Source organism: Candidatus Binatia bacterium (genome assembly GCA_036563615.1).
Classification (GTDB): Bacteria; Desulfobacterota; Binatia; order UBA12015; family UBA12015; genus DATCMB01.
The window spans coordinates 138,486-159,432 of the sequence record DATCMB010000006.1 but is presented as its reverse complement, the minus strand read 5'-3'; the positions used below and the strand labels follow the sequence as shown (position 1 = coordinate 159,432).

Below are 20,947 nucleotides of genomic sequence, written 5' to 3'. Positions count from 1 at the left end.
CGGTTTGCGCGCCTCGCGGCGTGCGGGCGCGCTGCCGGCGCCGATCACGATCGTCGCGGAGCAGCGCGCGTCGATCGCGCCGACCTCTAGGGGCGCGGGGCAGACCCCTGTATGCTGACGAGATGGCGCCACGGCGCCCGAACGGCCCGAAAGGAGATTGCCGATGAAGAGAGCTCACACCGCCGCGGTCGCCGCGCTCGTGGCGACCGTCGTCGCGCTGTCGGCGGCGCCCGCGCAGGCAACGCTCGCCGAGGACGTCCGCCAGGCGACGACGATCCTCGAGCGCTTCAAGGACATGCCCGAGGAGGGCATCCCCCGCGCCGTGCTGCGCGACGCGAAGGGGCTCGCGATCCTGACCGTGCTCAAGGCCGGGTTCGTGTTCAGCGGCGAGGGCGGCACCGGGCTCGTGATCGCGCGGCTCGGCAAGTCGAGCTGGAGCGGGCCGTCGGCGATCGCGACCGGCGGCGCCGGCTTCGGCTTCCAGATCGGCGCGTCGGTGACGGAGTTCGTCATGGTGCTCAACACCGACGACGCGGTGAAGGCGTTCTCGCACGGCGGCAACATCAAGCTCGGCGCCGACGTGAGCGTCGCCGCGGGCCCGGTCGGACGCGACATCGCCGCCGGCGTGATGCCGGTCGCGGCGGTGTACAGCTACAGCAGGAGCCAGGGCCTGTTCGCCGGCGTGTCGCTCGAGGGCACGGTGATCGTCACCCGCGACGACGCGAACGAGGAGTACTACGGCCGCAAGGTGACGGCCGACGAGATCCTCTCCGGCAAGGTGCGGCCGCCGAAGTCGGCGCACGAGCTGATCCGGACGCTCGAGTCCTTCTGACCCTTTCGCATCGCGTCGCCGGCCCCTACGATGGGCCGGCGATGCAGGCGCACATCGACCGGGAGGCGTCCCGCGACACGGGCACCGACCCGGCGGCGCTCGAGCGGGTGCTCGAGACCTTCGAGCAGCTGCTCGCGAGCGGCACGCACCCGGGTGCGCAGCTCACCGTTCGTCGCGCCGGTCGGATCCTCGTGCAGGCGGCGGGCGGCACGATGCGTCCGGGCGAGGCGGGTCCGCCGGTCACGCAGCGCACGCTGTTCCTGATCTTCTCGGCGACCAAGCCGCTCACCGCGACCGCGATCCACATGCTCGCCGAGCGCGGCGTGCTCGACCTCGACGCGCCGGTCGCGCGCTACTGGCCGGAGTTCGGCCAGCACGGCAAGGAGCGCGCGACGATCGCGCACGTCCTGAGCCACCAGGCCGGGCTGCCGCTCGGTCCGAAGTGGCTCACCTGGGAGCGCTGGTGCGACCTCGACACGGTGGCGCGCGCGATGGAGGAGCGTCCGGCGCGCTGGGTGCCGGGCGAGGACGTCGGCTACCACCCGCTCAACTTCGGCTGGGTGCTGGGCGAGGTCGTGCGCCGGGTCGACGGCCGCACGCTCGGCCGCTTCGTCGCCGACGAGATCACGGGACCGCTCGGCCTGCGCGACACCTACGTCGGCCTGCCGCCCGAGCGGAATCCGGAGGTCGCGAACCACGTCGACCTCTCGGGCGAGTCCGAGTTCGTCGCCGACTTCAACCGCCCCGAGGTGCGCAGCGTGCAGTGCGGCGCCGCGACCGGCGTCTCGACCACCGACGACCTGACGCGCTTCTACGCGTGCTTGCTCGCGGGCGGCGAGCTCGACGGCGTGCGGCTGCTCCGTCCCGAGACCATCGCGCGCGCGACGCGCGTCGTCGTCGACATGAAGAAGGATCGCACGCTGCAGGTGCCGGTGCGCTGGGCGCTCGGCTTCATGCTCGGCGGACCGGCGTCGGCGTTCGGACGGCGCTCGAGCCCGAAGACCTTCGGGCACTCGGGCCACGGCTGCACGACCGCGTGGGCCGACCCCGAGCTCGACCTCGCCGTCGCGTTCTTCACCAACGGCGTGCAGAGCTCGATGGTCAACTACATGCGCATGACCCGGCTCTCGGACGCCGTGCTCGCGGCGTGCGGACGCCGGGCGCCGTCCTGAGCCGGGCGCGCGGCGTCCCGAGCCTCGGTTACTGCGCGGCGCTCAGCGCCGCCTCGGCCATCGAGGTCAAGAACCCGATCGGGCTGTCGATCTCGTAGCCGACCTCGTCCCAGAAGTCGCAGTTGTTGGTCGGGTTCACCGCCGTCGAGATCGGCGTGTCGAGGAGGATGTACTCGAGGCCGTTCGGCGTGAAGCGCGGCCAGGTCGGCCGGCCAGGACCGTTCGGGTCGAAGGTCTCGGCGAACGCCGTCCAGTAGCCGATCATCGCCTGCGACAGCGCGTCCTGCGCCGGGGTGAAGACGAAGCCGAGCGGCCGGTCGACGTGGAAGACGAACGGCACGTCGTCGGCGTGGCAGGCCTCGTTCTCGCAGGCGGGGTACTCGGGCCAGACGTTCACGCTGGTCTCGTCGAAGCGGTACGTCCAGATGTCCGAGCGCGCCCGCCGCGCGACGTAGCGGTTCGCGCAGCCGAACAGGTAGTCGGTCGCGATCCGCGAGAGGTTCGGCGCGTTGTTGCCCGTCTCGTCGATGCCGTAGAGGGCGATGATCTCGTCGAGGCGGTCGGTGCCGAAGAGCACGCTGATGATCAGCCGGTAGGCGTTCGCGTCGATCGTGCCGCCGAGGATGCTCGCGATCTCCTCGACGAAGATGATGCCGTCGGCCTCGTTGGTGCCGAGCAGCGTCGGCAGCGGCACGCCGCTCTGATCGGCGATCACCGTGGGGTCGCCGACGACGAACGAGCCGTCGATCACCGGCGCGAACACCAGGAAGCCCGCGAGACTCGCGCCGAGCAGGCTCCGGAGCTGCAGCTCGACGTCGGCCTGCACGCTCAGGACCGTGTCCACCGGCACCTGCTGCAGGCACTCGATGCCCTGATTGGCGCAGCCGACCTTCTCCTTGAAGAGCGCCGCGATCGGCCGCGCCTGCGCGAGGCTCTTGTAGGGCACGCCGAACGGGTTGCTCTGCATGATCGCCGCACGGAAGAGCCCCGCGCTCGACGGGATCGAGAGCTCGTGCAGGCCGACCGACATCGCGCCCGCGCTCTCGCCGAAGATCGTCACGTTGTTCGGATCACCGCCGAAGCGATCGATGTTGTCGCGCACCCACTGCAGCGCGAGCTGCTGGTCCTTGAGGCCCTGGTTGCCGTCGATGCCGTCGGTGCCGGCGAGGAAGCCCATGGCGCCGACGCGGTAGTTCGGGGCGACGACGACCACGTCGGCCGCAGCCGCCATGTAGCCGCCCTGGTACAGCGGGTTCTGGTTCGCGCCGGAGATGAACGCGCCGCCGTAGATCCACACCAGCACGGGACGCGCGACCGGCCGGTTGCTCTGGCGCGGCCGCCAGACGTTGATCGTCAAGCAATCCTCGCTGATCGAGGTCGCGCCGAGCGGATTGAGCGTCTGCGGACAGGCCGGGCTCAGCGTGTCGGCCTGGAAGACGCCGGACATGCGCGCCTTCGGCACCGGCGGCCGGAAGCGGTTCGCGCCCGCCGTGCTCTCGGCGTACGGCACGCCGAGGAAGGCGTCGACGCTCGTCCCCGGCAGATCCTCGATCGGCAGGACGACGCCGCACACCGCGCCGCTCGTGGTCTCGACGACGCCGGTCGGACACCCTGCGTCCGGCGCGTCCGAGCACGCAGCGAGCGTCAACGCGAGCGCCGTCGTGAGCGCACCCAGCCATGCTTTCGGCCACCGACCCGTCATGACGACCCCCGCTTCCCGCGTACCGCGTACCGAACTGGCAACAATGATCAGAGAGGAGAGCGACGCGCGACGTTAGGATTGTGCGCAGACAATCTCAAGGCGCGCGCCCAGCCTGCACCCCGCTCGCCGACGGGAAACTCCGCACGTCCCGCTTCGCGCACTCGCCTCGCGCGCTTCTGGAAGCTACGGCACTCGGCACGAGAGAGATCGAGCCATGACCCAGTCTTCTTCCTCCGAACAGTCGCTCGCGGGACGGCGCGTGCTGGTGACCGGCGCCGCGCGTGGCATCGGTGCTGCGCTCGCGCGCCGTCTGACCGAGCGCGGCGCCCGCGTCGCGCTGCTCGGCCTCGAGCCGGACCTGCTCGCGTCCGTCGCCGCCGAGTGCGGCGGCGCACCGTGGGCCGAGTGCAACGTCAGCGATCGCGAGCAGGTCGACCGCGGCGTCGAGGCGATGGTCCGCGCGCTCGGCGGCCTCGACGTCGTGGTGGCGAACGCCGGCGTCGCGTCGCAGCTGCCGCTCGTCGGCGGCAACCCCGAGGTCTTCGAGCGCCACATGTCGGTCAACGTGCTCGGCGTGTACTACACGCTGCGCGCGGCGGGGCCGCACGTCAGCCACCCGAACGGCTACGCGCTCGCGGTCTCCTCGCTCGCCGCGGCGGTCCATCCGCCGCTGCTCGGCGCGTACTGCGCGTCCAAAGCTGCGGTCGAGGCGATGGCGAACTGCCTGCGGATCGAGCTCGCCGCGACCGGCGCCCGCGTCGGCGTCGCGTACTTCGCCGAGCTCGACACCGACATGACCAAGCGCGGCTTCGGCACCAAGGCGGCGGCGAAGATCCACCGCGACAGCGTCTTCACCCGGGTCGCGCCGCTCTCGATCGGCATCGACGCGCTCGAGCGCGGGATCGCGCGCCGTGCGCGCCGCATCGTCGCGCCGTGGTGGGTCGCGGCCATCCTGCCGGTGCGCATGCTCATGCAGAGGATCGTCGAGCTCGGGGTGGGCTCCGGCGCCGCCGTCCAGGAGGCGCTCGAGATCGCGCGCGCGGAGAACGCGCCGCTCACGACGCCGCAGCCCGAGAAGGGACGTCCGGCCGGGCCGACGAGCGACGCCGCGGTCGGATGAGCGCGCGCCCGGACGAGCCCCGGATCGCGCCCGGCGGACGCGCCGAGCTCGGCCTGAGGACCTGGCTCCTCGTGCAGGTGCTCGGCCGGGTCGCCGGCACCAGGCCGCCGAACCTGTTCTTGACGCTCGGCCGGCACCGTCGGCTGTTCCGCGGCTGGCTGTCGTTCGCCTCGCGCCTGATGCCGTTCGGCAGGCTGCCGCGGCGCGACACCGAGCTGGTGATCCTGCGGGTCGCGCACCTGCGGGGCTGCGCCTACGAGTTCGAGCACCACGTTCGCCTCGGCGCCCGCGCCGGACTTCGCGACGCCGACGTCGAGCGCGTCAAGGCAGGCCCCGACGCCGACGGCTGGTCGCCGCGCGAGCGGCTCCTGCTGCGCGCGACCGACGAGCTGCACGCGACGCAGGATCTCTCCGGCGCGCTGTGGACGGAGCTTTCGCGCGAGCTCGACGAGCGGGAGCGCATCGAGCTCGTGATGCTGGTCGGGCACTACGAGATGCTCGCGACGACGATCCACACGCTGCGCATCCAGCCGGACGAGGCGCACTAGACGAGCCGCGCGAGCGGACGGTCCGCGCGGGCACGAAAGACGTTCCGCGCGCGGGGCCCGCGCGACCTGCGGCTGGCCGTCGTCCGACGGCGACGCGCGTCACGCGCGGGTTTACTGCAGCGGCCCTGCGCGGCTATGGTCGCCCCCCACCACTGAAGGAGGATCCCACCGATGTCCGCTGCCCGAACCGTCCTGCTCGCCCTTGCTGCGTCCGTCTTCCTCTCGACGTCCGCGGATGCGGCCCTCACCGCCGGGCAGCGGTGCGAGAACGCGGTGAGCGACGCGCTGCGCGCGTGCGTCAGCCAGGTGAGCCGCCTGCAGCAGCAGTGCTACCGCAAGACCGGCTCGGCCTGCGCCGCGTCCGACGCGAGGCTCGCCAAGCAGCTCGACCGGGTCGCGAGCCAGATCCTCAAGCGCTGCCCCGATCAGGCGACCGTGCAGGCGGGCGGCTACGGTCCGGTGCTGACGCCGAACGGCCTCGTGCAGCGCATCCAGAACGCGTGCACGCAGGCGGTCGCGAGCCTCGCCGCGCGCAGCTACGGCGGACCGCACGCGGCGGTACGTGCGGAAGTCTTCCCCAGCGAGCAGAAGTGCCTCGATTTCGCCTGGCGCGAGGGCGCGTCGCTGCTCGTGCACGACCTGAAGCAGCAGAGCTCCTGCGTGCGGAACGCGCGGGCCGGCAAGTCGTGCAACACCGGCGTGGTCGCGAGCAGGCTCGCGACGAAGGCGAGCAAGACGGCGGCGAAGCTCGCGCGCAAGTGCGTCACCCCGCTCGCGCAGCTCGTCGGGCTCGAGCCGACCGACTTCACGGCGCGCGCCGCGGAGCAGGCGCGCTGCCTGGTCGCGAGCGCGCACGGCGACACCGCGCCGCTCAGCCTCGACTGCGGTCCGCGCGCGAGCGTTCCCGTGCCGGCGCGCGGCGTCGCGACCAAGGTCGTGCTGCCCTCGAACGTCTGGGGCACGCGCTGCGGCAACGGCAGCGACTACGCATTCGACCTGCGCCTCGCGCCCGTGGGCGCGCCGGTCGAGCGGATCGTCGTGCACCTGCAGGGCGGCGGCGTGTGCCTCGGCGCCGCGGATTGCCCGGGCGTCAACCCGGGCCTCTTCGAGGCGCTCGGCGACTCGCTGCCGAACGGCGGCATCATGTCGAGCACCGCGGCGACCAATCCGTTCCGCGACTGGACGAAGGTCAGCCTGCCGTACTGCACGCAGGACCTGCACATCGGCGGCGGCACGACGAACGTCTTCCCGGACATCACCGTGCACCGCTACGGCGCGCTGAACGTGCGCGCGGCGCTGCGCTACTTGCGCGACCTGATCTGGGCGGAGATGCAGGCGACGGATCCCGAGGGCTACCGCGCCGACCGCCCGATCGTGGTGTTCGCAGGCACCTCCGCCGGCGGCTTCGGCGTCGCGTACAACTACCACTGGGTGCTCGACGACCTCGGCTGGGTGAACACGACGGTCGTGCCCGACGCGGCGCTGTCGATGGACAACGGCTTCGCAGGCGTGATCGCGCTCGGCTCGCTCGTCACCCAGCCGGCGTCGCCCGGCTGGAACGTGCGGCCCTTCCTGCCGCCCTACTGCAACGGGCCGGAGTGCATGGAGATCTTCGGCGTCCTCGAGCTCGCGTCGGCGCCGCGGCTCCTCGGCACGCCGTACCAGCGCTTCCTGCAGATCTCGAATCAGGTCGACAACACGCAGCGCAGCACGACGCTGTTCCCGTCGATGGTCGCGTTCATCAACACCGCGCGCGAGCACTACTGCGCGCTGCGCGGTACGCCGGGGCTGCACGCCTTCCTGCGCGGCACGTCGAGCTCGGTGCACGGCGAGATCACGACCTCGACCTGGAACAGCACCGTCGTCGGCGGGACCCTGTTGCGCGACTGGGTGGGCGGCGCAATGGCCGATCCCGCGAGCGTCGTCGACAAGGTCGAGGAGGGAACGCTGATCACCGACTTCCCGGGCGTGCAGCCGTTCCCCTGCGACATCGGCTCCTAGCCGGTCGAGCGCGCCGCGCGGCCGGTCGAGCGCGCGGCGCGCACACCGCCCTCGACGTGTGCTTGACGGCGGGAGCCGCGGCCCGGCCGCGGCGCCGGCGCGCACGCCGAGCGCAGCGCCTCGCTCAGGTGCTCGAGAAACGCGCGCACCCGCGCGGGGACCTGCGAGCGGTGCGGGTGCGGGTGGATCGCCCACACGTCGCGCTCGTAGACCGCGTCCTCGCCGAGCAGCTGCACGACGCGCCCGCTCGCGAGGTCGTCGCGCACGAGCGACGTCGCGACGAGCCCGACGCCGACGCCGGCGCGCACCAGCGTCGCGACCGCGCGCGCCGAGCTGACGCGCACGCGCGGACGGACCGCCACGACCTGCGCTCCCCGCTTGCCGCCGACGTGCCAGCGCGCGGTCGGGCTCAGCGCCAGATCGACGATGCAGTCGTGCTGCGCGAGCTCCTCGGGGCGCCTCGGCGTGCCCTTGCGCGCGAGGTAGGCGCGCGCCGCGCAGAGCACGAACCGCTGCGTGCCGATGCGGCGCGCGACCAGACCCGAGTCGGTGAGGTCGCCGACCCGAATCGCGAGGTCGAAGCCCTCGCCGACGACGTCGACGAAGCGCTCCTCGAGCGCGAGCTCGACGCGCACGCTCGGATGGCGTCGCACGAACGACGCCACCGCCGGCGCGAGCACCTCCTCGCCGAGCAGCGGTGGACCCGCGACGCGCAACGTCCCGCACACCTCGCCGTGCGCGCTCGCGGCCTCGTTCTCGAGGTCGTCGACCGCGGCGAGGATGTCGAGGCAGCGCGCGAGCGCGTCGCGGCCGGCGTCGGTCAGCGTCACGGCGCGCGTCGTGCGCTGAAACAGACATGCGCCGAGGCGACGCTCGAGCATCCCCACCTGCTTGCTCGCGAGCGCCTTCGAGATGCCGAGGCGGCGCGCGGCGGCGGAGAAGCTGCCCGCCTGCGCGACGGCGGCAAACGTGCGCATGCTCTCGATCGTGTCCATCGTCTCGCGCCGCCGATCGTCAACGCGGCGTGAACACTGTTTTCCGTCCGACGCGGCTACTCAAGGCTCGGCGGCGCGCCTACTGCTCGCTGCGAAGGAGGTCTTCGCAGCATGGCAACGCTTCTCGTCCTCGACTCGAGCGCCCGTCACGAGCGCTCGCACACCCGCCGCTTGACGCGGCTCTTCGCCGAGCGCTGGCGCGCGCTGCGCCCGCACGACACGATCGTGTACCGCGACCTCGGCGCCACCCCGCCGCCGCCGGTCGACGCCGAGTGGGTCGCCGCCGCGTTCAGCGCACCGGAAGAGCGCACCGAGCAGATGCGCCGCGCGCTCGCGACCAGCGACGCGCTGATCGACGAGCTCGAGCGCGCCGACGTCCTGGTGCTCGGCGCGCCGATGTACAACTTCGGCATGCCGGCCCAGCTCAAGGCGTGGGTCGATCAGGTCGTGCGCGTCGGACGCACGTTCGCCTTCGATCCCGCGAACCCCACCGATCCCTACCAGCCGCTGCTGCGCGACAAGACCGCGGTGCTGGTCACCTCGCGCGGCGACCGCGGCTTCGGACCCGGAGGACCGCTCGCGCACATGAACCACCTCGACCGGCACGTCGAGACCGTGCTGCGCTTCGTCGGCGCGGAGCTCGTCGCGACGGTCGCGGTCGAGTCGGACGAGTGGGACGACGAGCACCTGGTGCGCACGCGCGAGGCGGCGACGCGCGAGGTCGAGCGGCTCGCGCGCCTGCTCGCGGAGCGGGTGTCGACCGGCGCCGACGGCGCGTCCTTCGATGCCGCTCGCGGGTCCGTCGGCGACGCTCGCGCGTCGAGCGAGCCCGCCGCCCACGCCGCCGGCGCGTCGGACGCGTAGGTTGAGGAGCAGCGTGCGCGCGGCTAACGGCCCTGCATGCGCGAGACGCTTTCCCCGTCGCGCGTCGCCGGCCGTCCGCCGCTGCGCGCGCTGCTGAGCCCCGTCGTCCTCGGGCTCGCGCTCGCGGCCTGCGCGAGCGCGACGCGGGCCCGCGACGTCGCCGCACCCGCCGTCGACGTATCGACCTACCGGACCTACGCCTGGGCGACCGCGGCGCCCGTGATCGACGCCGACGAGGAGCGCGCGCGCGACGCGGCGGTGCTCGAGATCACGATCCGCGAAGCGGTCGATCGCGCGCTCGCCGCCAAGGGCTACCGGCCGGCCGCGGGCGCGAGCCCGGACTTCCTGGTCGACTTCGGCGTGCGCCTCGAGGAGAAGTCCGCCGACACCTTCGGCGAGTACATCGCCTACCGCGACCGCGGCGGGCAGCAGAACCTCGGTGGCGCCTTCGTCTTCGGCTACGAGGAGGGCACGGTGGTGGTCGAGGTGACCGACGCGCGCTCGCGCAAGCCGGCCTGGTCGGGCGCCCGCACCGTCGTCCTCGACGACGGCCAGGACATCGCGAAGCTCGAGGGCGCGGTCGGCGAGATCCTGGCCGGCTTCCCGGTCGCCGGCGCCGGAGACGATGGCGACACCGACGGCGACACCGCGACCGCCTCGTCCGGCGGCGACGGCTCGGACACGTCCGCCACGCCCAAGTCCAAGCTCGTCGACCTCGACCGCTACATCTACGTCCCCCAGCCCTGAGCCAGAAACCCCGTTGACTCGCCCGCGCGGCGCCTGTAACGGTCCATCCGGATAAACGGATGGAACCCGCCGCGCCCGCCATGCTGTCCTGGATGGCGTCGCTCGCCGACGCGACGCGCGCCCGCCTGCTGCGTCTGGTCGAGCGCCACGAGCTCACCGTGGCCGACCTGTGCGCCATCCTGCAGGCGCCGCAGTCGACCGTCAGCCGCCACCTCAAGGTCCTCGCCGACGACGGCTGGGTGAAGGTGCGCCCCGACGGCACGAGCCGGCTCTACCGGATGGCGACCGAGGACATCGATCCGGCGGCGCGCCGGCTCTGGGCGCTGCTGCGCGAGCAGACGTCGCACATGCCGGCTGCCGAGCGCGACGACCATCGCTTGACGCGCGTCCTCGCCGAGCGCCGCACGCGCTCGCAGGCCTTCTTCACCTCCGCCGCCGGGCAGTGGGACCGGCTGCGGCGCGAGATGTTCGGCGAGCGCTTCGACCTGCTGGCGCTCGCCGCGTTGCTCGACGACACCTGGGTGGTCGGCGACCTCGGCTGCGGCACGGGACAGATCGCCGAGGCGCTCGCGCCGTTCGTCGCGCGCGTGGTCGCGGTCGAGAGCTCGCGCGCCATGCTCAAGGCGGCGCGCCAGCGGCTCTCCCACCTCGACAACGTCGAGCTGCGCCAGGGCGAGCTCGAGAGCCTACCCGTCGAGGATCAGTCGCTCGACGCGGCGACGATGTTCCTCGTCCTGCACCACCTGCCCGAGCCGCTGGTGGTGCTGCTCGAGGCGCGTCGCGTGCTCAAGCCCGGCGGACGTCTCCTGATCGTCGACATGTTCGAGCACGAGCGTGCGGAGTACCAGCAGCAGATGGGGCACGTCTGGCTCGGCTTCTCGCGCGCACAGATCGAGCAGTGGCTGGTCGACGCCGGCTACTCCGACGTCCGCGTGCGCGCCCTACCCGCCGACCCCCAAGCCAAGGGGCCGGCTCTGTTCGCAGCGACCGCGCGCCGCGCGCGCCAGATCAACGGTCATCGAAGCAGCAGACCATCATAGGAGGAAGACGAATGGGCACGATCCGCAAGCTGAAGCCGGCCGAGGCGCCGGCGCGGCTGCCGTACAAGGTCAAGGACCTGTCGCTCGCCGAGCTCGGCCGCAAGGAGATCCGCCTCGCCGAGCAGGAGATGCCGGGCCTGATGGCGGTCCGTCAGCGCTACGCGAAGAAGAAGCCGCTGAAGGGCGCCAAGATCATGGGCTCGCTGCACATGACCGTGCAGACCGCGGTGCTGATCGAGACGCTGGTCGACCTCGGCGCCGACGTGCGCTGGGTGTCGTGCAACATCTTCTCGACGCAGGACCAGGCCGCGGCCGCCGTCGTCGTCGGCCGCGACGGCACGCCCGAGAAGCCGAAGGGCCCGGCGGTCTTCGCCTGGAAGGGCGAGACGCTCGAGGAGTACTGGTGGTGCACCAACGAGGCGCTCGTGTGGCCCGACGGCTCGGGTCCCGATCTGATCGTCGACGACGGCGGTGACGCGACGCTGCTCGTGCACAAGGGCCTCGAGTTCGAGAAGGCGGGCAAGGTTCCGAAGTTCGACCCGAAGAACGACCCCGAGGAGTGGGGCATCATCCTCGACCTGCTGCGTCGGATCCAGGCCGAGGATCCGGGGCAGTGGCGGCGGGTCGCGGCGAACATCCGCGGCGTCAGCGAGGAGACCACGACCGGCGTCCACCGCCTCTACCAGATGGCGAAGGAGGGCAAGCTGCTCTTCCCGGCCATCAACGTCAACGACTCGGTCACCAAGTCGAAGTTCGACAACATCTACGGCTGCCGTCATTCGTTGATCGACGGCCTGAACCGCGCAACCGACGTCATGCTCGGCGGCAAGATCGCCGTCGTGTGCGGCTTCGGCGAGGTCGGCAAGGGCTGCGCCGAGGCGCTGCGCGGCCAGGGCTGCCGCGTCATCGTCACCGAGATCGACCCGATCTGCGCGCTGCAGGCGGCGATGCAGGGCTACGAGGTGGCGACGGTCGAGGACTACGTCGAGACCGCGGACATCTTCATCACCGCGACCGGCAACTACAACATCATCACCGCCGACCACATGGCGCGGATGAAGGACAAGGCGATCGTCGGCAACATCGGCCACTTCGACAACGAGATCGACATGGCCGGCCTCGCCAAGGTGAAGGGCATCAAGAAGGTCAACATCAAGCCGCAGTACGACGAGTGGATCTTCCCCGACGGCCACTCGGTGCTGGTGCTCGCCGAGGGACGCCTGCTGAACCTCGGCTGCGCGACGGGTCATCCGTCGTTCGTCATGAGCGCGTCGTTCACGAACCAGGTGCTCGCGCAGCTCGAGCTCTGGCAGAACGGCAAGAGCTACGAGAAGAAGGTCTACATGCTGCCGAAGAAGCTCGACGAGGAGGTGGCGCGGCTGCACCTCGACAAGCTCGGCGTCAAGCTGACCAAGCTCACGCCGAAGCAGGCGCAGTACATCGGCGTGCCGGTCGAGGGTCCGTACAAGCCGGACCACTACCGGTACTGAGCTGCATCATCGCTCGGGGCGGGCCGTGTATGCGGCCCGCCCCCGAACGTTTTCCTGCGTGCGACGCCGGCCTTGGGGTCGGCGTTTTTGCTTGACGCGCGCTCAGCGCCCGTGCGGACGCGCGTGGTGCGCGGGCCGCTCGTGGTGCTGCGAGTCGCTGCGCGTGCGCGCCGACTCCCCGCCTTCCTCGTCTTCCTCGAGGTCCTCGTCGCCTTCGAGGCCGAGCTCCTCGCTCGACGCGGCCTCGGCCTCCATCTCCTCGGCGAGCTCCGCCAGACGCTCGGCGCCGAGCTTCTCGGCGAGCTTGAAGACCTCCTTCTCCTCCTCCTCGACGTGATGCTCGATGAGCTCCTCGAGGACGGTGATCTTGGCCTTCATGCGCTCGTCGTCGGGATCGACCTGCTTGAGATCGAGCATCGCGAGCTTCGCGACGTGGTGCTCCTCGTAGGCCTCGGGGATCAGGTCCTCGGTCTTCTTCCCGGTGACCTCGCGCACCGCCGGGTAGAAGATCTCCTCCTCGATCATCATGTGGACGTCGAGCTTCTGCTCGATCTCGCCCAGGATGCGCAGGCGCTCCTCCGGATCCTCGGCCTTCTTGGCCTCGCGGAAGAGGTTCTTCACCTCGCGGTGCTGACGCTTCAAGAGCTCGGTCGCCTTCATGGACCACCTCCTGAGGTGAGGCTTCCGCAACATCGCGGCCAGGGCGCGCACGCTCGATCGCACGTCCGATCCGCCGTCGCCGCGTAGGCCTGCGCGCGATCGGAGCACGGCGCAGACGCGAATCGGCAAGACGTTCCGCCGCGCTTTGCTCTTCCTACAAGAGCGACGTGTCACGGCGGCACACCCGATCGTTCAAGAGCCCGCCGTCGCTCGGTGGCAAGGGCCTTGCTCGACACCCCGGCGGAGGGACCGCACCATGAGAGTCGCAAGCCGCATCGCCTTGAGCATCCTCAACGGAGCCGATCGTTGCACGCCGGCCGCAAACTGGCTCGGCGCGCGGCTGGTCCGCTTCGCGGACTGGGTCGAGGATCGCCGGACCCGTCTCGCGATCCTCGCCACCATCGCGGATTGATCACGCCGCGGCGCACGACGCCGCCGAGGAAGGCGCGAAAGGAGGCGCGGTGAAGCTCTTGCACACCCGGGAAGCGCGCATCGTCGAAGGGTCGATCAGGAATCCGACGTCGCCCGACGCGAAGCTGCTGGTCGAAGGAAGGGAGTACGGCGTCCTCGAGGCCTCGGACGCTGGACTCCAGCTCGTCGAGGCGAGCGACGAGGAGCGTCAAGCGCTGGTCGGGGCGGGCTACGCCCTGCCCTCGCACGTCGCGACCGACGAGAATTCTTGAGGCGCTGGTAGACCACTCAACAGGGCTCCCGACCCGTGGCATGATTGTCGCTCGAAGGGGCGCCATGGGTCTCTGGGACGCACTCACCGACACGATCACCTTCGCGACGAAGACCGGCCGCGGGATGCTGCGCTGGGCGGAGCGCGCAGCCCCGTGGCCTCTGTCCCTCGTGCCGCGCACGATGCGGATCCCGCTCGACGTCGCGTCGATCTTCCTCGACGTCGGGCCCGACAGCGAAGCCGCGCGACGCGCGCACGAGGAAGCCGCACGCCATGCGCACGACGGGGCCGGAGGCGAGCCGCACGTCACGCGCAGGGAGCCGCGCGAGACGGCGCGCGCGCGCAAGCCGGCGTCGAGCGTCGCCCGCGAGACCCCGCGTGCACGGGAGCGCGACCTGACGCAGACGCACCCCCCGCAGACGCAGGCGACGCAGCCTCCGACGCCCACGGCCACGGAGCACGTCACGACCATCGCCGGCGCGCGCAGCGACGGTCCCGACGACGCGCCGCAGTTCGACCGCGAGGTGCGCGCGCGCCTCGCGCCGCTCTACGTCCGCGACGTCGGCGACGGCCCGGCGATCGTCTTCCTGCACGCGTTTCCGCTGAACGGCCGCATGTGGGAGCCGCAGCTCGAGGGGCTGTCCGATCGCTTCCGCGTGATCGCGCCCGACTTCGCGGGCTTCGGTCTCTCCTGGACGCCGGACGCGAGCTTCTCGCTCGCCGACCAGGCGGCGGCGGTCGAGCTGTCGCTCGACGACTTGAAGGTCGACGAGATGGTGCTCGTCGGGCTGTCGATGGGCGGCTACGTCGCCTTCCCGCTCGTCGCGAGGCTCGGACGTCGCGTGCGCGGCCTCGTGCTCGCGAACACGCGCTCCACCGCCGACGACGATGCGGCCGTCACACAGCGCCACCGGCTCGCCGCCGAGGTCGAGGCGAACGGCGTCGAGGTCGCGGCCGACGAGCTGCTGCCGAAGCTGATCGGCACCTCGACCTTCCACGACCGTCCCGACCTCGTCGACCGCGTGCGCACGATCATCCTCGAGAACAAGGAAGCGGGCGTCGCGGGAGCGCTGCGCGCGATGGCCTCGCGTCCGGACTCGACGCCGATGCTGTCGACGATCTCCTGCCCGACGCTGGTGATCGCGAGCGAGGACGACGTCGTGACCACGGTCGAGGAGGCGCGGCGCATGGCGTCGCGGCTGCGCGACGCGCGCGTCACCGTGCTGCCGCGCGCCGGACACCTGAGCAACCTCGAGGCGCCCGAGGAGTTCAACCGCGCGGTCGCCGACTTCGTGCTCGGGCTCGCGCCGTCGTCGCGCAGCGGCGCGAGCGCGACCGCGCACGCCGCCGGTCCGACGCCCAGCGCTCGCTGACGACACTCGGCACTCGCCGACGACGCGCGCTCGACCGACGCCGCACGTCGGCCAACGCCACGCGCACGTCCGGCGGTCGACCGTCCGCGCGCCCCGTTGTAGACGAGCGCTCATGAAGCGGAGACGGCTCGGACGCTCGGGTTTGCAGGTGTCGGAGATCTGCCTCGGCACCATGACCTTCGGCTCGATGGCCGACGAGGCCACGAGCCGCCGCATCCTCGACGTCGCGGTCGACCACGGCGTCGACTTCCTCGACGTCGCCGAGGTCTATCCCGTGCCGCCCGACGCGCGCACCGCGGGCGTCACCGAGGAGATCGTCGGCCGCTGGCTCGAGGGCCGACCGCGCGACTCGCTGTTCATCGCCACCAAGGTCGCGGGGCCGGGCGGCGGCTGGTTCCCCGCCGTCGTGCGCCACGGGCACACCGGGCTCGACCGGCACTCGATCCAGCGCGCGCTCGACGCGAGCCTGCGCCGCCTGCGCACCGACTACATCGACCTCTACCAGACGCACTGGCCCGACCCCGAGCTGCCGATCGAGGAGACCCTCGAGGCGCTGTCGCGCGCGATCGACGCCGGCAAGGTGCGCGCGATCGGCTGCAGCAACGAGACCGCGTACGGGCTGATGAAGAGCCTGTGGACCTCGGACGTCCGTGCGCTGCCGCGCTTCGAGACGATCCAGAACCACTTCAGCCTGCTGAACCGCCGCTTCGAGGACGCGCTCGCCGAGGTCTGCCGCCGCGAGCGCGTGAGCCTCTTGCCATACAGCCCGATCGGCGGCGGCGTGCTGTCCGGCAAGTACCTCGACGGCGCGTGGCCGCCGGGCGCGCGCTTCACGCGCTACGCCGAGCACAGCCCGCGCACGCAGGCGATGACCCGACGCTTCGTCAACGAGCGCACGCTCGAGTCGACGCGTCGCTTCGCGGCGATCGCGCGCGAGGCCGGGATGTCGCCGGTGACGCTCGCCGTCGCCTGGACGCTCCAGCACGACTACGTCGGCTCGACGATCATCGGCGCGACCGACCCCGCGCAGCTCCCCGACGCGCTTGCCGGGGCCGACGTCGTGCTCTCCGACGACGTGCTGAAGGCCTGCGACGCGGTGTCGCGCGAGATCCCCTACCCGATGGGCTGAAGCCCGCGCGTCGCCGCCTCGCGCCGCGCGACGAGCTCGTGCAGCGCGAGCAGCAGCAGCGCGCCGGCGAGCAAGGCCGGGCCCACCGCCTCGAGCCCGAAGCGGCCGACCGCGAAGCCGATCAGCGTCGGCACGATCGCCGTGCCGACGGTCGCGCCTGCGATCTGGAAACCGACGGCGTTGCCGGTGTGCGCGGCGCCGAGCCGCGCCGGCGTGGTCGCGATCATGGTCGGGAAGATCGGCGCCATCGCGAGCCCGCACATCACCAGGCCGGCCAAGGTCGCGGCGTCGCCGAGGTCGAGCGCGATCAGCGCCGCACCGAGCGCGATCGCAGCGAGGCTCGCGCGCAGCAGCGTGACCAGCGGCGCGCGTCCGGCGATCACGCCGAAGCCGAAGCGTCCCGCCGTGAGCCCGAGCCAGAAGAGGCCGACCCAGGTGCCCGCGACCGACGGCGCGACGCCGCGCGACTCGGTGAGCATCGCGTAGGTCCAGAGCCCGGTCGACGCTTCGAGGCCGGAGTAGAGGAAGAACAGCAGGACGCTCAGCCAGACGACGGGACGCCGCAGGGTGTCGGCGGCGGTCGCGGACGCGAACGACGTCGGCTGCGCTGCGTCCGGTTGCGACGTCGGATCCGACGGCTCGTCCGGCGTCGTGACGAGCGCGTCGCCGCGCACGGCCTCCGCGGCGGTCGGCGCGTCGTTCCACGACGCGCGCGTCGCGGCGAAGCCCGCCGCGAGGACGAGCTGCGCGGCGGCTACCAGCGCGTAGCCCGTGCGCCACGGCCGACCCTCCGCGAGCACCGCCGTCATCACCAGCGGTCCGGCGGTCGCGCCGATGCCGTAGAAGCCGTGCAGCCAGTTGACGGTGCGCGCGCCGTGGCGCGACGCGACCCAGGCGTTGAGCCCGGCGTCGATCGCGCCCGCGCCGAGGCCCGACGTCACGCCGCAGGCGAGCACCAGGCTCCACCACGGACTCGTCGCGTAGCCGAACAGGCTCAGCGAGGTCGCCGAGCAGCTCAGCGCGAGCAGCGTGCCGACGCCCATGCGCGACAGCACCCAGCCGGTCGAGGCGCTCGACAGCAGGTAGCCGGCGGTGAACGCGACCAGCAGACCGCCGATGCCCTCCGGCGGCAGCGCGAAGTCGCGCAGGATCGACGGCGTCGCGACGCCGAGCAGGCCATCGGGCAGCCCGAGGCTCACGAAGCCGACGTACGCGAGCGCGATCGTCAGGACGCGGCGACGCGACGCCGCGTCGCGGTCGAGGCTCGGGCTCGGCATGGCGGGAGCGTGCGGGGCGGCGCGACGCATGGCGGGAGCATGCGGCGCCGGAACGCACGCCGAGCGTACACGCCCGCGGGCGCGCGCCAAAGCCGCGGGCGAACGGGCGCTTCGCATGCCGCGCTGTCGCCGAGCGCACGCGAGGGCGTCGCCGCGTCGCACGCTGCGGTGTCGCCGTGCGGGCTCGCCCCGCCGCGCCCGCTGCCTGCGCACGAGGCGCGGATCGACCGTGTCGCAGATCGCGCGTCAGCCGCAGCGCGCGCGTCAGCGGCCGTAGCCGCCGAAATCGATCGAGCGCAGCCGGCCGCGGTCGAACGTCAAGTAGCGCACGAGCTGGCGCGAGCCGAGGTCGTAGACCCACACCTCGCGGCTGCCGCCCTTGCTCTTGACCTTGCCGCGCAGCGGCTTGCCGTCGAACGACTGCCGGCGCGACGGCGGACCACACTTCGCGAGCACCTCGCGCTTGCTGGCGCCGGGCAGGACGACCGTCCGCCCGCAGATCATCCCGGCCGCGGCCGTCTGCGCGAAGAGCAGCAGCACCGCCGCCGCCACGACCGCCGCGCACAGCAGCGCCACCTTGCTCGCCGTCCTCGACGCTCGTCGCATCGTCGACCTCCCGTCGCGGGGGTCGGGGGTAAGGACGAGCTACGCCACGTGGTCCGCGTGCGCCATGACGCGCGCGTCATAATCGCGCGCGGCGAGCGTCGATCGTCGCGCTGCTCAGGCGTCGCGGTGCACGGTGTCGGGCGAGAACGCGGGCAAGCAGATCGCGACGTACTCCGCGCCCTCGGGCTCGGGACTGCTGTAGCGCACCCACTCGCCGGGCTTCGCGACCACCGCCTGTCCGGCGCGCACCTCGAGCACGCCGCCCTCGTGCTCGACGCGCAGCATGCCGCGCAGCACGAGCGTGATCTCCTCGAACTCGGGACGCTGCCCGGGCTCGACCCAGCCCTCCGGCGAGCGCATGTGGGCGACGCTGACGGCGTCGTGGCCGCTGTTCACGCGCCCGACGTACTCGGCGATCTGCTTGGGCTTGTTGCCGGCGGCCTGGATGATGGTCGGCTTCTCGATGAGCTGCGGCATCGGTCTCCTCGCGGGCACCGACCATAGCCCGCGCCGCCGCCTTGAACCAGAAGCCGCGGCCAGCAAGCATCGCGAAATGGTCCGCAGGCCGCTCGTCGCGCTGCTGCTCCGCTACCTCGGTCGGCTCCGCTTCCCGACGCTGATGCTGCTGACCGGGGCGCTGTTCCTCTTGAGCCTCGTCCTGCCGGACCCGATCCCGCCGGTCGACGAGCTGCTGCTCGGCCTCGTCACGCTGCTCCTCGCCCTCTGGAAGAAGCGCGGCCTGCCCGATCAGAGCCCGCAGCCCGCCGCGCGCTGAGCGACACACGGCACGCAGCGACGACTCTCGTGTTGCCCCGCGAGGCGCGACGCGAGTAGAGTCCGCCGGGCACCGCACTTTGACCCGTCCAAGGAGGGACCCATGACGTCGACCCTGCGCACGACCGTCCTCGGCTTGTCGCTCGTCCTCGTCGCCGGCGCGACCGGCGCGCTCTCGCAGCCGGCGCATGCGCGCGAAGCCTATCCGGCGAACCGCTGCGTCAGCGTCAAGCAACGCGAGGCAGGCAAGTACTGCCGCGCGGTGCTGAAGGCGTGGAGCCGCTACGCGGCGAGCGGCGACGCCGTCCGACGAGCGGCCGACATCGCGGCCGCCGCGGACAAGCTGAGCGCGTTCTGGGCGAAAGCGGACGCCGACGCGGCGTCGCAGGCGAGCGACTGCGCGGACACGACGCTCGACGTCGCCGCGGCCGTGGCGGCGATCGACGCCGGCGTCGATCAAGTGGTCGCCGCCGTCGAGGAGGGCTTGAACCTCGACGACCGCAAGCAGGCGAGCTGCGCGCGCAAGCTTCTCGAGCAGAGCGGCGAGCTCTGCCGCAAGCTGCTTCGCGCCGAGAGCCAGTACATCGCGCGTCCGGCGCGCGACGCGGGCGGCAAGAAGCGCGCTGCGGCGCAGGAACGTGCGAGCACGGCGTTCGGGCGCGCGGTGTCGCGGTTCCTCGCCGGCCCGAGCTGCCCGAGCACGACGACCAGCACGGAGCTCGCGGAGCTGGTGACGAGCATCGCGCAGGGAATCCGTCGCGACACGGTGATCTCTCCGAAGGTCGACGATGCGCGGTTCACCACCATCTCGCCGACCGGCACGACGCCCTACCTCGGACGCGGCTACAAAGCGGTCTGCATGAACGGCTCGCCGTACCACTTCTTCGTCAAGCGCGGCTCCGTGAACAAGGTCCTGATGTACTACCAGGGCGGCGGCGCGTGCTGGGAGCAGCTCACGTGCTCGGTGCCGGTGTGCGACACCAGCGTCAATCCAAACGGCAGCGACAACCCGAACAACCAGAGCAGCGGCTTCGCCGACCGCAGCAACCCGCAGAACCCGTTCCGCGACTGGCACATCGTGTTCGTCTCGTACTGCAGCTGCGACATCCACTTCGGCGACGCCGCGCAGGACTACCCGCTGCACGTCGAGCACCGCGGCTACCAGAACGCGCGCATCGTCGAGAAGTGGGCGCGCGAGCACTTCCTCGATCCCGAGGAGGTGTTCGTCACCGGCTCGAGCGCCGGCGCCTACGGCGCGTGGTTCCATGCGCCGTTGCTGCACGAGGTGTGGCCGAACGCCGAGTTCAACGTGCTCGCCGACGCCGGCAACGGCGTCGTCACGCAGCAGTTCATGCGCGACTACTTCCCGAACTGGAACTTCGAGGCGAACATCCCGCGCAACATCCCGGGTCTGCGCGACGTGCTGTTCGACGGATCCGGCATCCCCGGCTACACCGAGATCGTCGCGCGGCGCTTCCCCGAGACGAAGTGGGCGCACTACACGACCGCGTTCGACGGCGGCACCGGCGGCCAGACCGGCTTCTACGCCGTGATGCTCGCCGACAGCCCGATCGCGGGCGTGACCTGGTGGACCGCGAGCTGCCCCTTCAACGCGCAGATGCGCGTGCAGGCGCTCGCCACGGCGGCCGCGCTCCCGAACAACTATCGCTACTACATCGGCACCGGCTCGCGGCACACGATGTGGGGCACGAACCGCGTCTACACCGACACGACCGGCGGCGTGCCGCGCATCGTCGACTGGGTGAACGCCATGCGCAACAGCACGCCGGCGAACCCGGATCCGCTGTGGACCAACGTCGAGTGCACGAACTGCGGTCTCCTCCTGTCGGGCGATCCGCGTCCGAGCCCGCTGCAGGCGCCGTTCAAGCAGGTGGGCGCCGACGTCGTGATCGACTGCGAGGCTCCGTGAGAGGT

General features: G+C 71.9%; 21 protein-coding genes. 15 read left to right on the top strand and 6 right to left on the bottom strand.

The genetic code is table 11. From position 1 onward, the window contains the following. The first annotated feature begins 163 nt into the window (after positions 1-163). Both VIS07_03660 and VIS07_03655 read left to right on the top strand, forming a co-directional pair. Entirely contained in the window at positions 164-832 is a 669-nt protein-coding gene (locus VIS07_03660; GenBank protein HEY8514593.1) for a YSC84-related protein, read from the top strand. A gap of 41 nt (positions 833-873) precedes the next feature. After that, positions 874-2,004, top strand: coding sequence for a serine hydrolase domain-containing protein (locus VIS07_03655; GenBank protein HEY8514592.1), 1,131 nt, complete (start codon positions 874-876; stop codon positions 2,002-2,004). A 28-nt stretch (positions 2,005-2,032) separates the two neighbouring features. On the opposite strand, the gene VIS07_03650 is transcribed toward VIS07_03655, so the two are convergent. Next, positions 2,033-3,706, bottom strand: a complete 1,674-nt coding sequence (locus VIS07_03650; protein HEY8514591.1) for a carboxylesterase family protein — start codon at positions 3,704-3,706, stop codon at positions 2,033-2,035. Positions 3,707-3,920: 214 nt separating this feature from the next. Between VIS07_03650 and VIS07_03645 the strand changes: the two genes are divergently transcribed. The 3 genes from VIS07_03645 (at position 3,921) to VIS07_03635 (ending at position 7,375) form a co-directional block, all read left to right on the top strand. Then, the gene (locus VIS07_03645; protein HEY8514590.1) at positions 3,921-4,826 is read left to right on the top strand and encodes an SDR family NAD(P)-dependent oxidoreductase; all 906 of its coding nucleotides are present in this window, start codon (positions 3,921-3,923) and stop codon (positions 4,824-4,826) included. Further along, positions 4,823-5,374, top strand: coding sequence for a carboxymuconolactone decarboxylase family protein (locus VIS07_03640; GenBank protein HEY8514589.1), 552 nt, complete (start codon positions 4,823-4,825; stop codon positions 5,372-5,374). The genes VIS07_03645 and VIS07_03640 overlap by 4 nt, the downstream gene beginning before the upstream one ends. A gap of 171 nt (positions 5,375-5,545) precedes the next feature. Then, positions 5,546-7,375 (top strand): pectin acetylesterase-family hydrolase, encoded by a 1,830-nt coding sequence (locus tag VIS07_03635; GenBank protein HEY8514588.1) that lies wholly within the window; start codon positions 5,546-5,548, stop codon positions 7,373-7,375. Here the strand turns inward: VIS07_03635 and VIS07_03630 are convergent. Continuing rightward, positions 7,372-8,370: a LysR family transcriptional regulator gene (locus VIS07_03630; GenBank protein ID HEY8514587.1), complete on the bottom strand. Its 999-nt coding sequence runs from the start codon at positions 8,368-8,370 to the stop codon at positions 7,372-7,374. The two genes, VIS07_03635 and VIS07_03630, sit on opposite strands and share 4 nt — an antisense overlap. Positions 8,371-8,481: 111 nt before the next feature. On the opposite strand from VIS07_03630, the gene VIS07_03625 reads away from it, so the two are divergent. From VIS07_03625 to ahcY, 4 genes are read left to right on the top strand one after another with little or no spacing between them, the layout of a single operon-like run. Then, positions 8,482-9,234 carry an NAD(P)H-dependent oxidoreductase gene (locus VIS07_03625; protein HEY8514586.1) on the top strand — a complete coding sequence of 251 codons (753 nt, stop codon included), beginning with the start codon at positions 8,482-8,484 and terminating at the stop codon, positions 9,232-9,234. A 36-nt stretch (positions 9,235-9,270) separates the two neighbouring features. Further along, a complete protein-coding gene (locus VIS07_03620) occupies positions 9,271-9,981 on the top strand; it encodes a DUF4136 domain-containing protein (protein ID HEY8514585.1) in 711 nt (236 codons plus the stop codon). A 59-nt stretch (positions 9,982-10,040) separates the two neighbouring features. Further along, positions 10,041-11,021: a metalloregulator ArsR/SmtB family transcription factor gene (locus VIS07_03615; protein HEY8514584.1), complete on the top strand. Its 981-nt coding sequence runs from the start codon at positions 10,041-10,043 to the stop codon at positions 11,019-11,021. 11 nt (positions 11,022-11,032) lie between these two features. Then, positions 11,033-12,511, top strand: a complete 1,479-nt coding sequence (gene ahcY / locus VIS07_03610) for an adenosylhomocysteinase (protein HEY8514583.1) — start codon at positions 11,033-11,035, stop codon at positions 12,509-12,511. Between the two features lie 102 nt (positions 12,512-12,613). Here ahcY and VIS07_03605 read toward each other — a convergent pair whose 3' ends face one another. Next, positions 12,614-13,171, bottom strand: a complete 558-nt coding sequence (locus tag VIS07_03605; GenBank protein HEY8514582.1) for a hemerythrin domain-containing protein — start codon at positions 13,169-13,171, stop codon at positions 12,614-12,616. Positions 13,172-13,427: 256 nt separating this feature from the next. On the opposite strand from VIS07_03605, the gene VIS07_03600 reads away from it, so the two are divergent. The 4 genes from VIS07_03600 to VIS07_03585 all read left to right on the top strand — a co-directional run bounded on the left by VIS07_03600 (position 13,428) and on the right by VIS07_03585 (position 16,355). Beyond that, positions 13,428-13,583 carry a hypothetical protein gene (locus tag VIS07_03600; protein HEY8514581.1) on the top strand — a complete coding sequence of 52 codons (156 nt, stop codon included), beginning with the start codon at positions 13,428-13,430 and terminating at the stop codon, positions 13,581-13,583. 49 nt (positions 13,584-13,632) lie between these two features. Further along, positions 13,633-13,854 (top strand): hypothetical protein, encoded by a 222-nt coding sequence (locus VIS07_03595; GenBank protein ID HEY8514580.1) that lies wholly within the window; start codon positions 13,633-13,635, stop codon positions 13,852-13,854. A gap of 64 nt (positions 13,855-13,918) precedes the next feature. Continuing rightward, positions 13,919-15,226 (top strand): alpha/beta fold hydrolase, encoded by a 1,308-nt coding sequence (locus VIS07_03590; GenBank protein HEY8514579.1) that lies wholly within the window; start codon positions 13,919-13,921, stop codon positions 15,224-15,226. 112 nt (positions 15,227-15,338) lie between these two features. After that, positions 15,339-16,355, top strand: a complete 1,017-nt coding sequence (locus tag VIS07_03585; GenBank protein HEY8514578.1) for an aldo/keto reductase — start codon at positions 15,339-15,341, stop codon at positions 16,353-16,355. Here VIS07_03585 and VIS07_03580 read toward each other — a convergent pair. The 3 genes from VIS07_03580 to VIS07_03570 all read right to left on the bottom strand — a co-directional run bounded on the left by VIS07_03580 (position 16,340) and on the right by VIS07_03570 (position 18,715). Next, positions 16,340-17,632: an MFS transporter gene (locus VIS07_03580; protein HEY8514577.1), complete on the bottom strand. Its 1,293-nt coding sequence runs from the start codon at positions 17,630-17,632 to the stop codon at positions 16,340-16,342. The genes VIS07_03585 and VIS07_03580 overlap by 16 nt on opposite strands. 264 nt (positions 17,633-17,896) lie before the next feature. Continuing rightward, the gene (locus VIS07_03575; protein ID HEY8514576.1) at positions 17,897-18,238 is read right to left on the bottom strand and encodes a DUF2845 domain-containing protein; all 342 of its coding nucleotides are present in this window, start codon (positions 18,236-18,238) and stop codon (positions 17,897-17,899) included. 114 nt (positions 18,239-18,352) lie between these two features. Further along, positions 18,353-18,715 (bottom strand): cupin domain-containing protein, encoded by a 363-nt coding sequence (locus VIS07_03570; protein HEY8514575.1) that lies wholly within the window; start codon positions 18,713-18,715, stop codon positions 18,353-18,355. Positions 18,716-18,791: 76 nt separating this feature from the next. Between VIS07_03570 and VIS07_03565 the strand changes: the two genes are divergently transcribed. Then, positions 18,792-19,013, top strand: coding sequence for a DUF6116 family protein (locus tag VIS07_03565; GenBank protein ID HEY8514574.1), 222 nt, complete (start codon positions 18,792-18,794; stop codon positions 19,011-19,013). A gap of 102 nt (positions 19,014-19,115) precedes the next feature. Next, positions 19,116-20,942 carry a pectin acetylesterase-family hydrolase gene (locus VIS07_03560; protein HEY8514573.1) on the top strand — a complete coding sequence of 609 codons (1,827 nt, stop codon included), beginning with the start codon at positions 19,116-19,118 and terminating at the stop codon, positions 20,940-20,942. Positions 20,943-20,947: the final 5 nt, after the last annotated feature.

Coding starts and splice junctions, on each gene's coding strand:
- VIS07_03620 (HEY8514585.1), top strand. CDS start 9,271: ATGCGCGAGACGCTTTCCCCGTCGCGCGTCGCCGGCCGTCCGCCGCTG.
- VIS07_03575 (HEY8514576.1), bottom strand. CDS start 18,238: ATGCGACGAGCGTCGAGGACGGCGAGCAAGGTGGCGCTGCTGTGCGCG.
- VIS07_03590 (HEY8514579.1), top strand. CDS start 13,919: ATGGGTCTCTGGGACGCACTCACCGACACGATCACCTTCGCGACGAAG.
- VIS07_03560 (HEY8514573.1), top strand. CDS start 19,116: ATGACGTCGACCCTGCGCACGACCGTCCTCGGCTTGTCGCTCGTCCTC.
- VIS07_03570 (HEY8514575.1), bottom strand. CDS start 18,715: ATGCCGCAGCTCATCGAGAAGCCGACCATCATCCAGGCCGCCGGCAAC.
- VIS07_03605 (HEY8514582.1), bottom strand. CDS start 13,171: ATGAAGGCGACCGAGCTCTTGAAGCGTCAGCACCGCGAGGTGAAGAAC.
- VIS07_03640 (HEY8514589.1), top strand. CDS start 4,823: ATGAGCGCGCGCCCGGACGAGCCCCGGATCGCGCCCGGCGGACGCGCC.
- VIS07_03580 (HEY8514577.1), bottom strand. CDS start 17,632: ATGCCGAGCCCGAGCCTCGACCGCGACGCGGCGTCGCGTCGCCGCGTC.
- VIS07_03655 (HEY8514592.1), top strand. CDS start 874: ATGCAGGCGCACATCGACCGGGAGGCGTCCCGCGACACGGGCACCGAC.
- VIS07_03600 (HEY8514581.1), top strand. CDS start 13,428: ATGAGAGTCGCAAGCCGCATCGCCTTGAGCATCCTCAACGGAGCCGAT.
- VIS07_03650 (HEY8514591.1), bottom strand. CDS start 3,706: ATGACGGGTCGGTGGCCGAAAGCATGGCTGGGTGCGCTCACGACGGCG.
- VIS07_03615 (HEY8514584.1), top strand. CDS start 10,041: ATGGAACCCGCCGCGCCCGCCATGCTGTCCTGGATGGCGTCGCTCGCC.
- ahcY (HEY8514583.1), top strand. CDS start 11,033: ATGGGCACGATCCGCAAGCTGAAGCCGGCCGAGGCGCCGGCGCGGCTG.
- VIS07_03565 (HEY8514574.1), top strand. CDS start 18,792: ATGGTCCGCAGGCCGCTCGTCGCGCTGCTGCTCCGCTACCTCGGTCGG.
- VIS07_03585 (HEY8514578.1), top strand. CDS start 15,339: ATGAAGCGGAGACGGCTCGGACGCTCGGGTTTGCAGGTGTCGGAGATC.
- VIS07_03625 (HEY8514586.1), top strand. CDS start 8,482: ATGGCAACGCTTCTCGTCCTCGACTCGAGCGCCCGTCACGAGCGCTCG.
- VIS07_03660 (HEY8514593.1), top strand. CDS start 164: ATGAAGAGAGCTCACACCGCCGCGGTCGCCGCGCTCGTGGCGACCGTC.
- VIS07_03635 (HEY8514588.1), top strand. CDS start 5,546: ATGTCCGCTGCCCGAACCGTCCTGCTCGCCCTTGCTGCGTCCGTCTTC.
- VIS07_03630 (HEY8514587.1), bottom strand. CDS start 8,370: ATGGACACGATCGAGAGCATGCGCACGTTTGCCGCCGTCGCGCAGGCG.
- VIS07_03645 (HEY8514590.1), top strand. CDS start 3,921: ATGACCCAGTCTTCTTCCTCCGAACAGTCGCTCGCGGGACGGCGCGTG.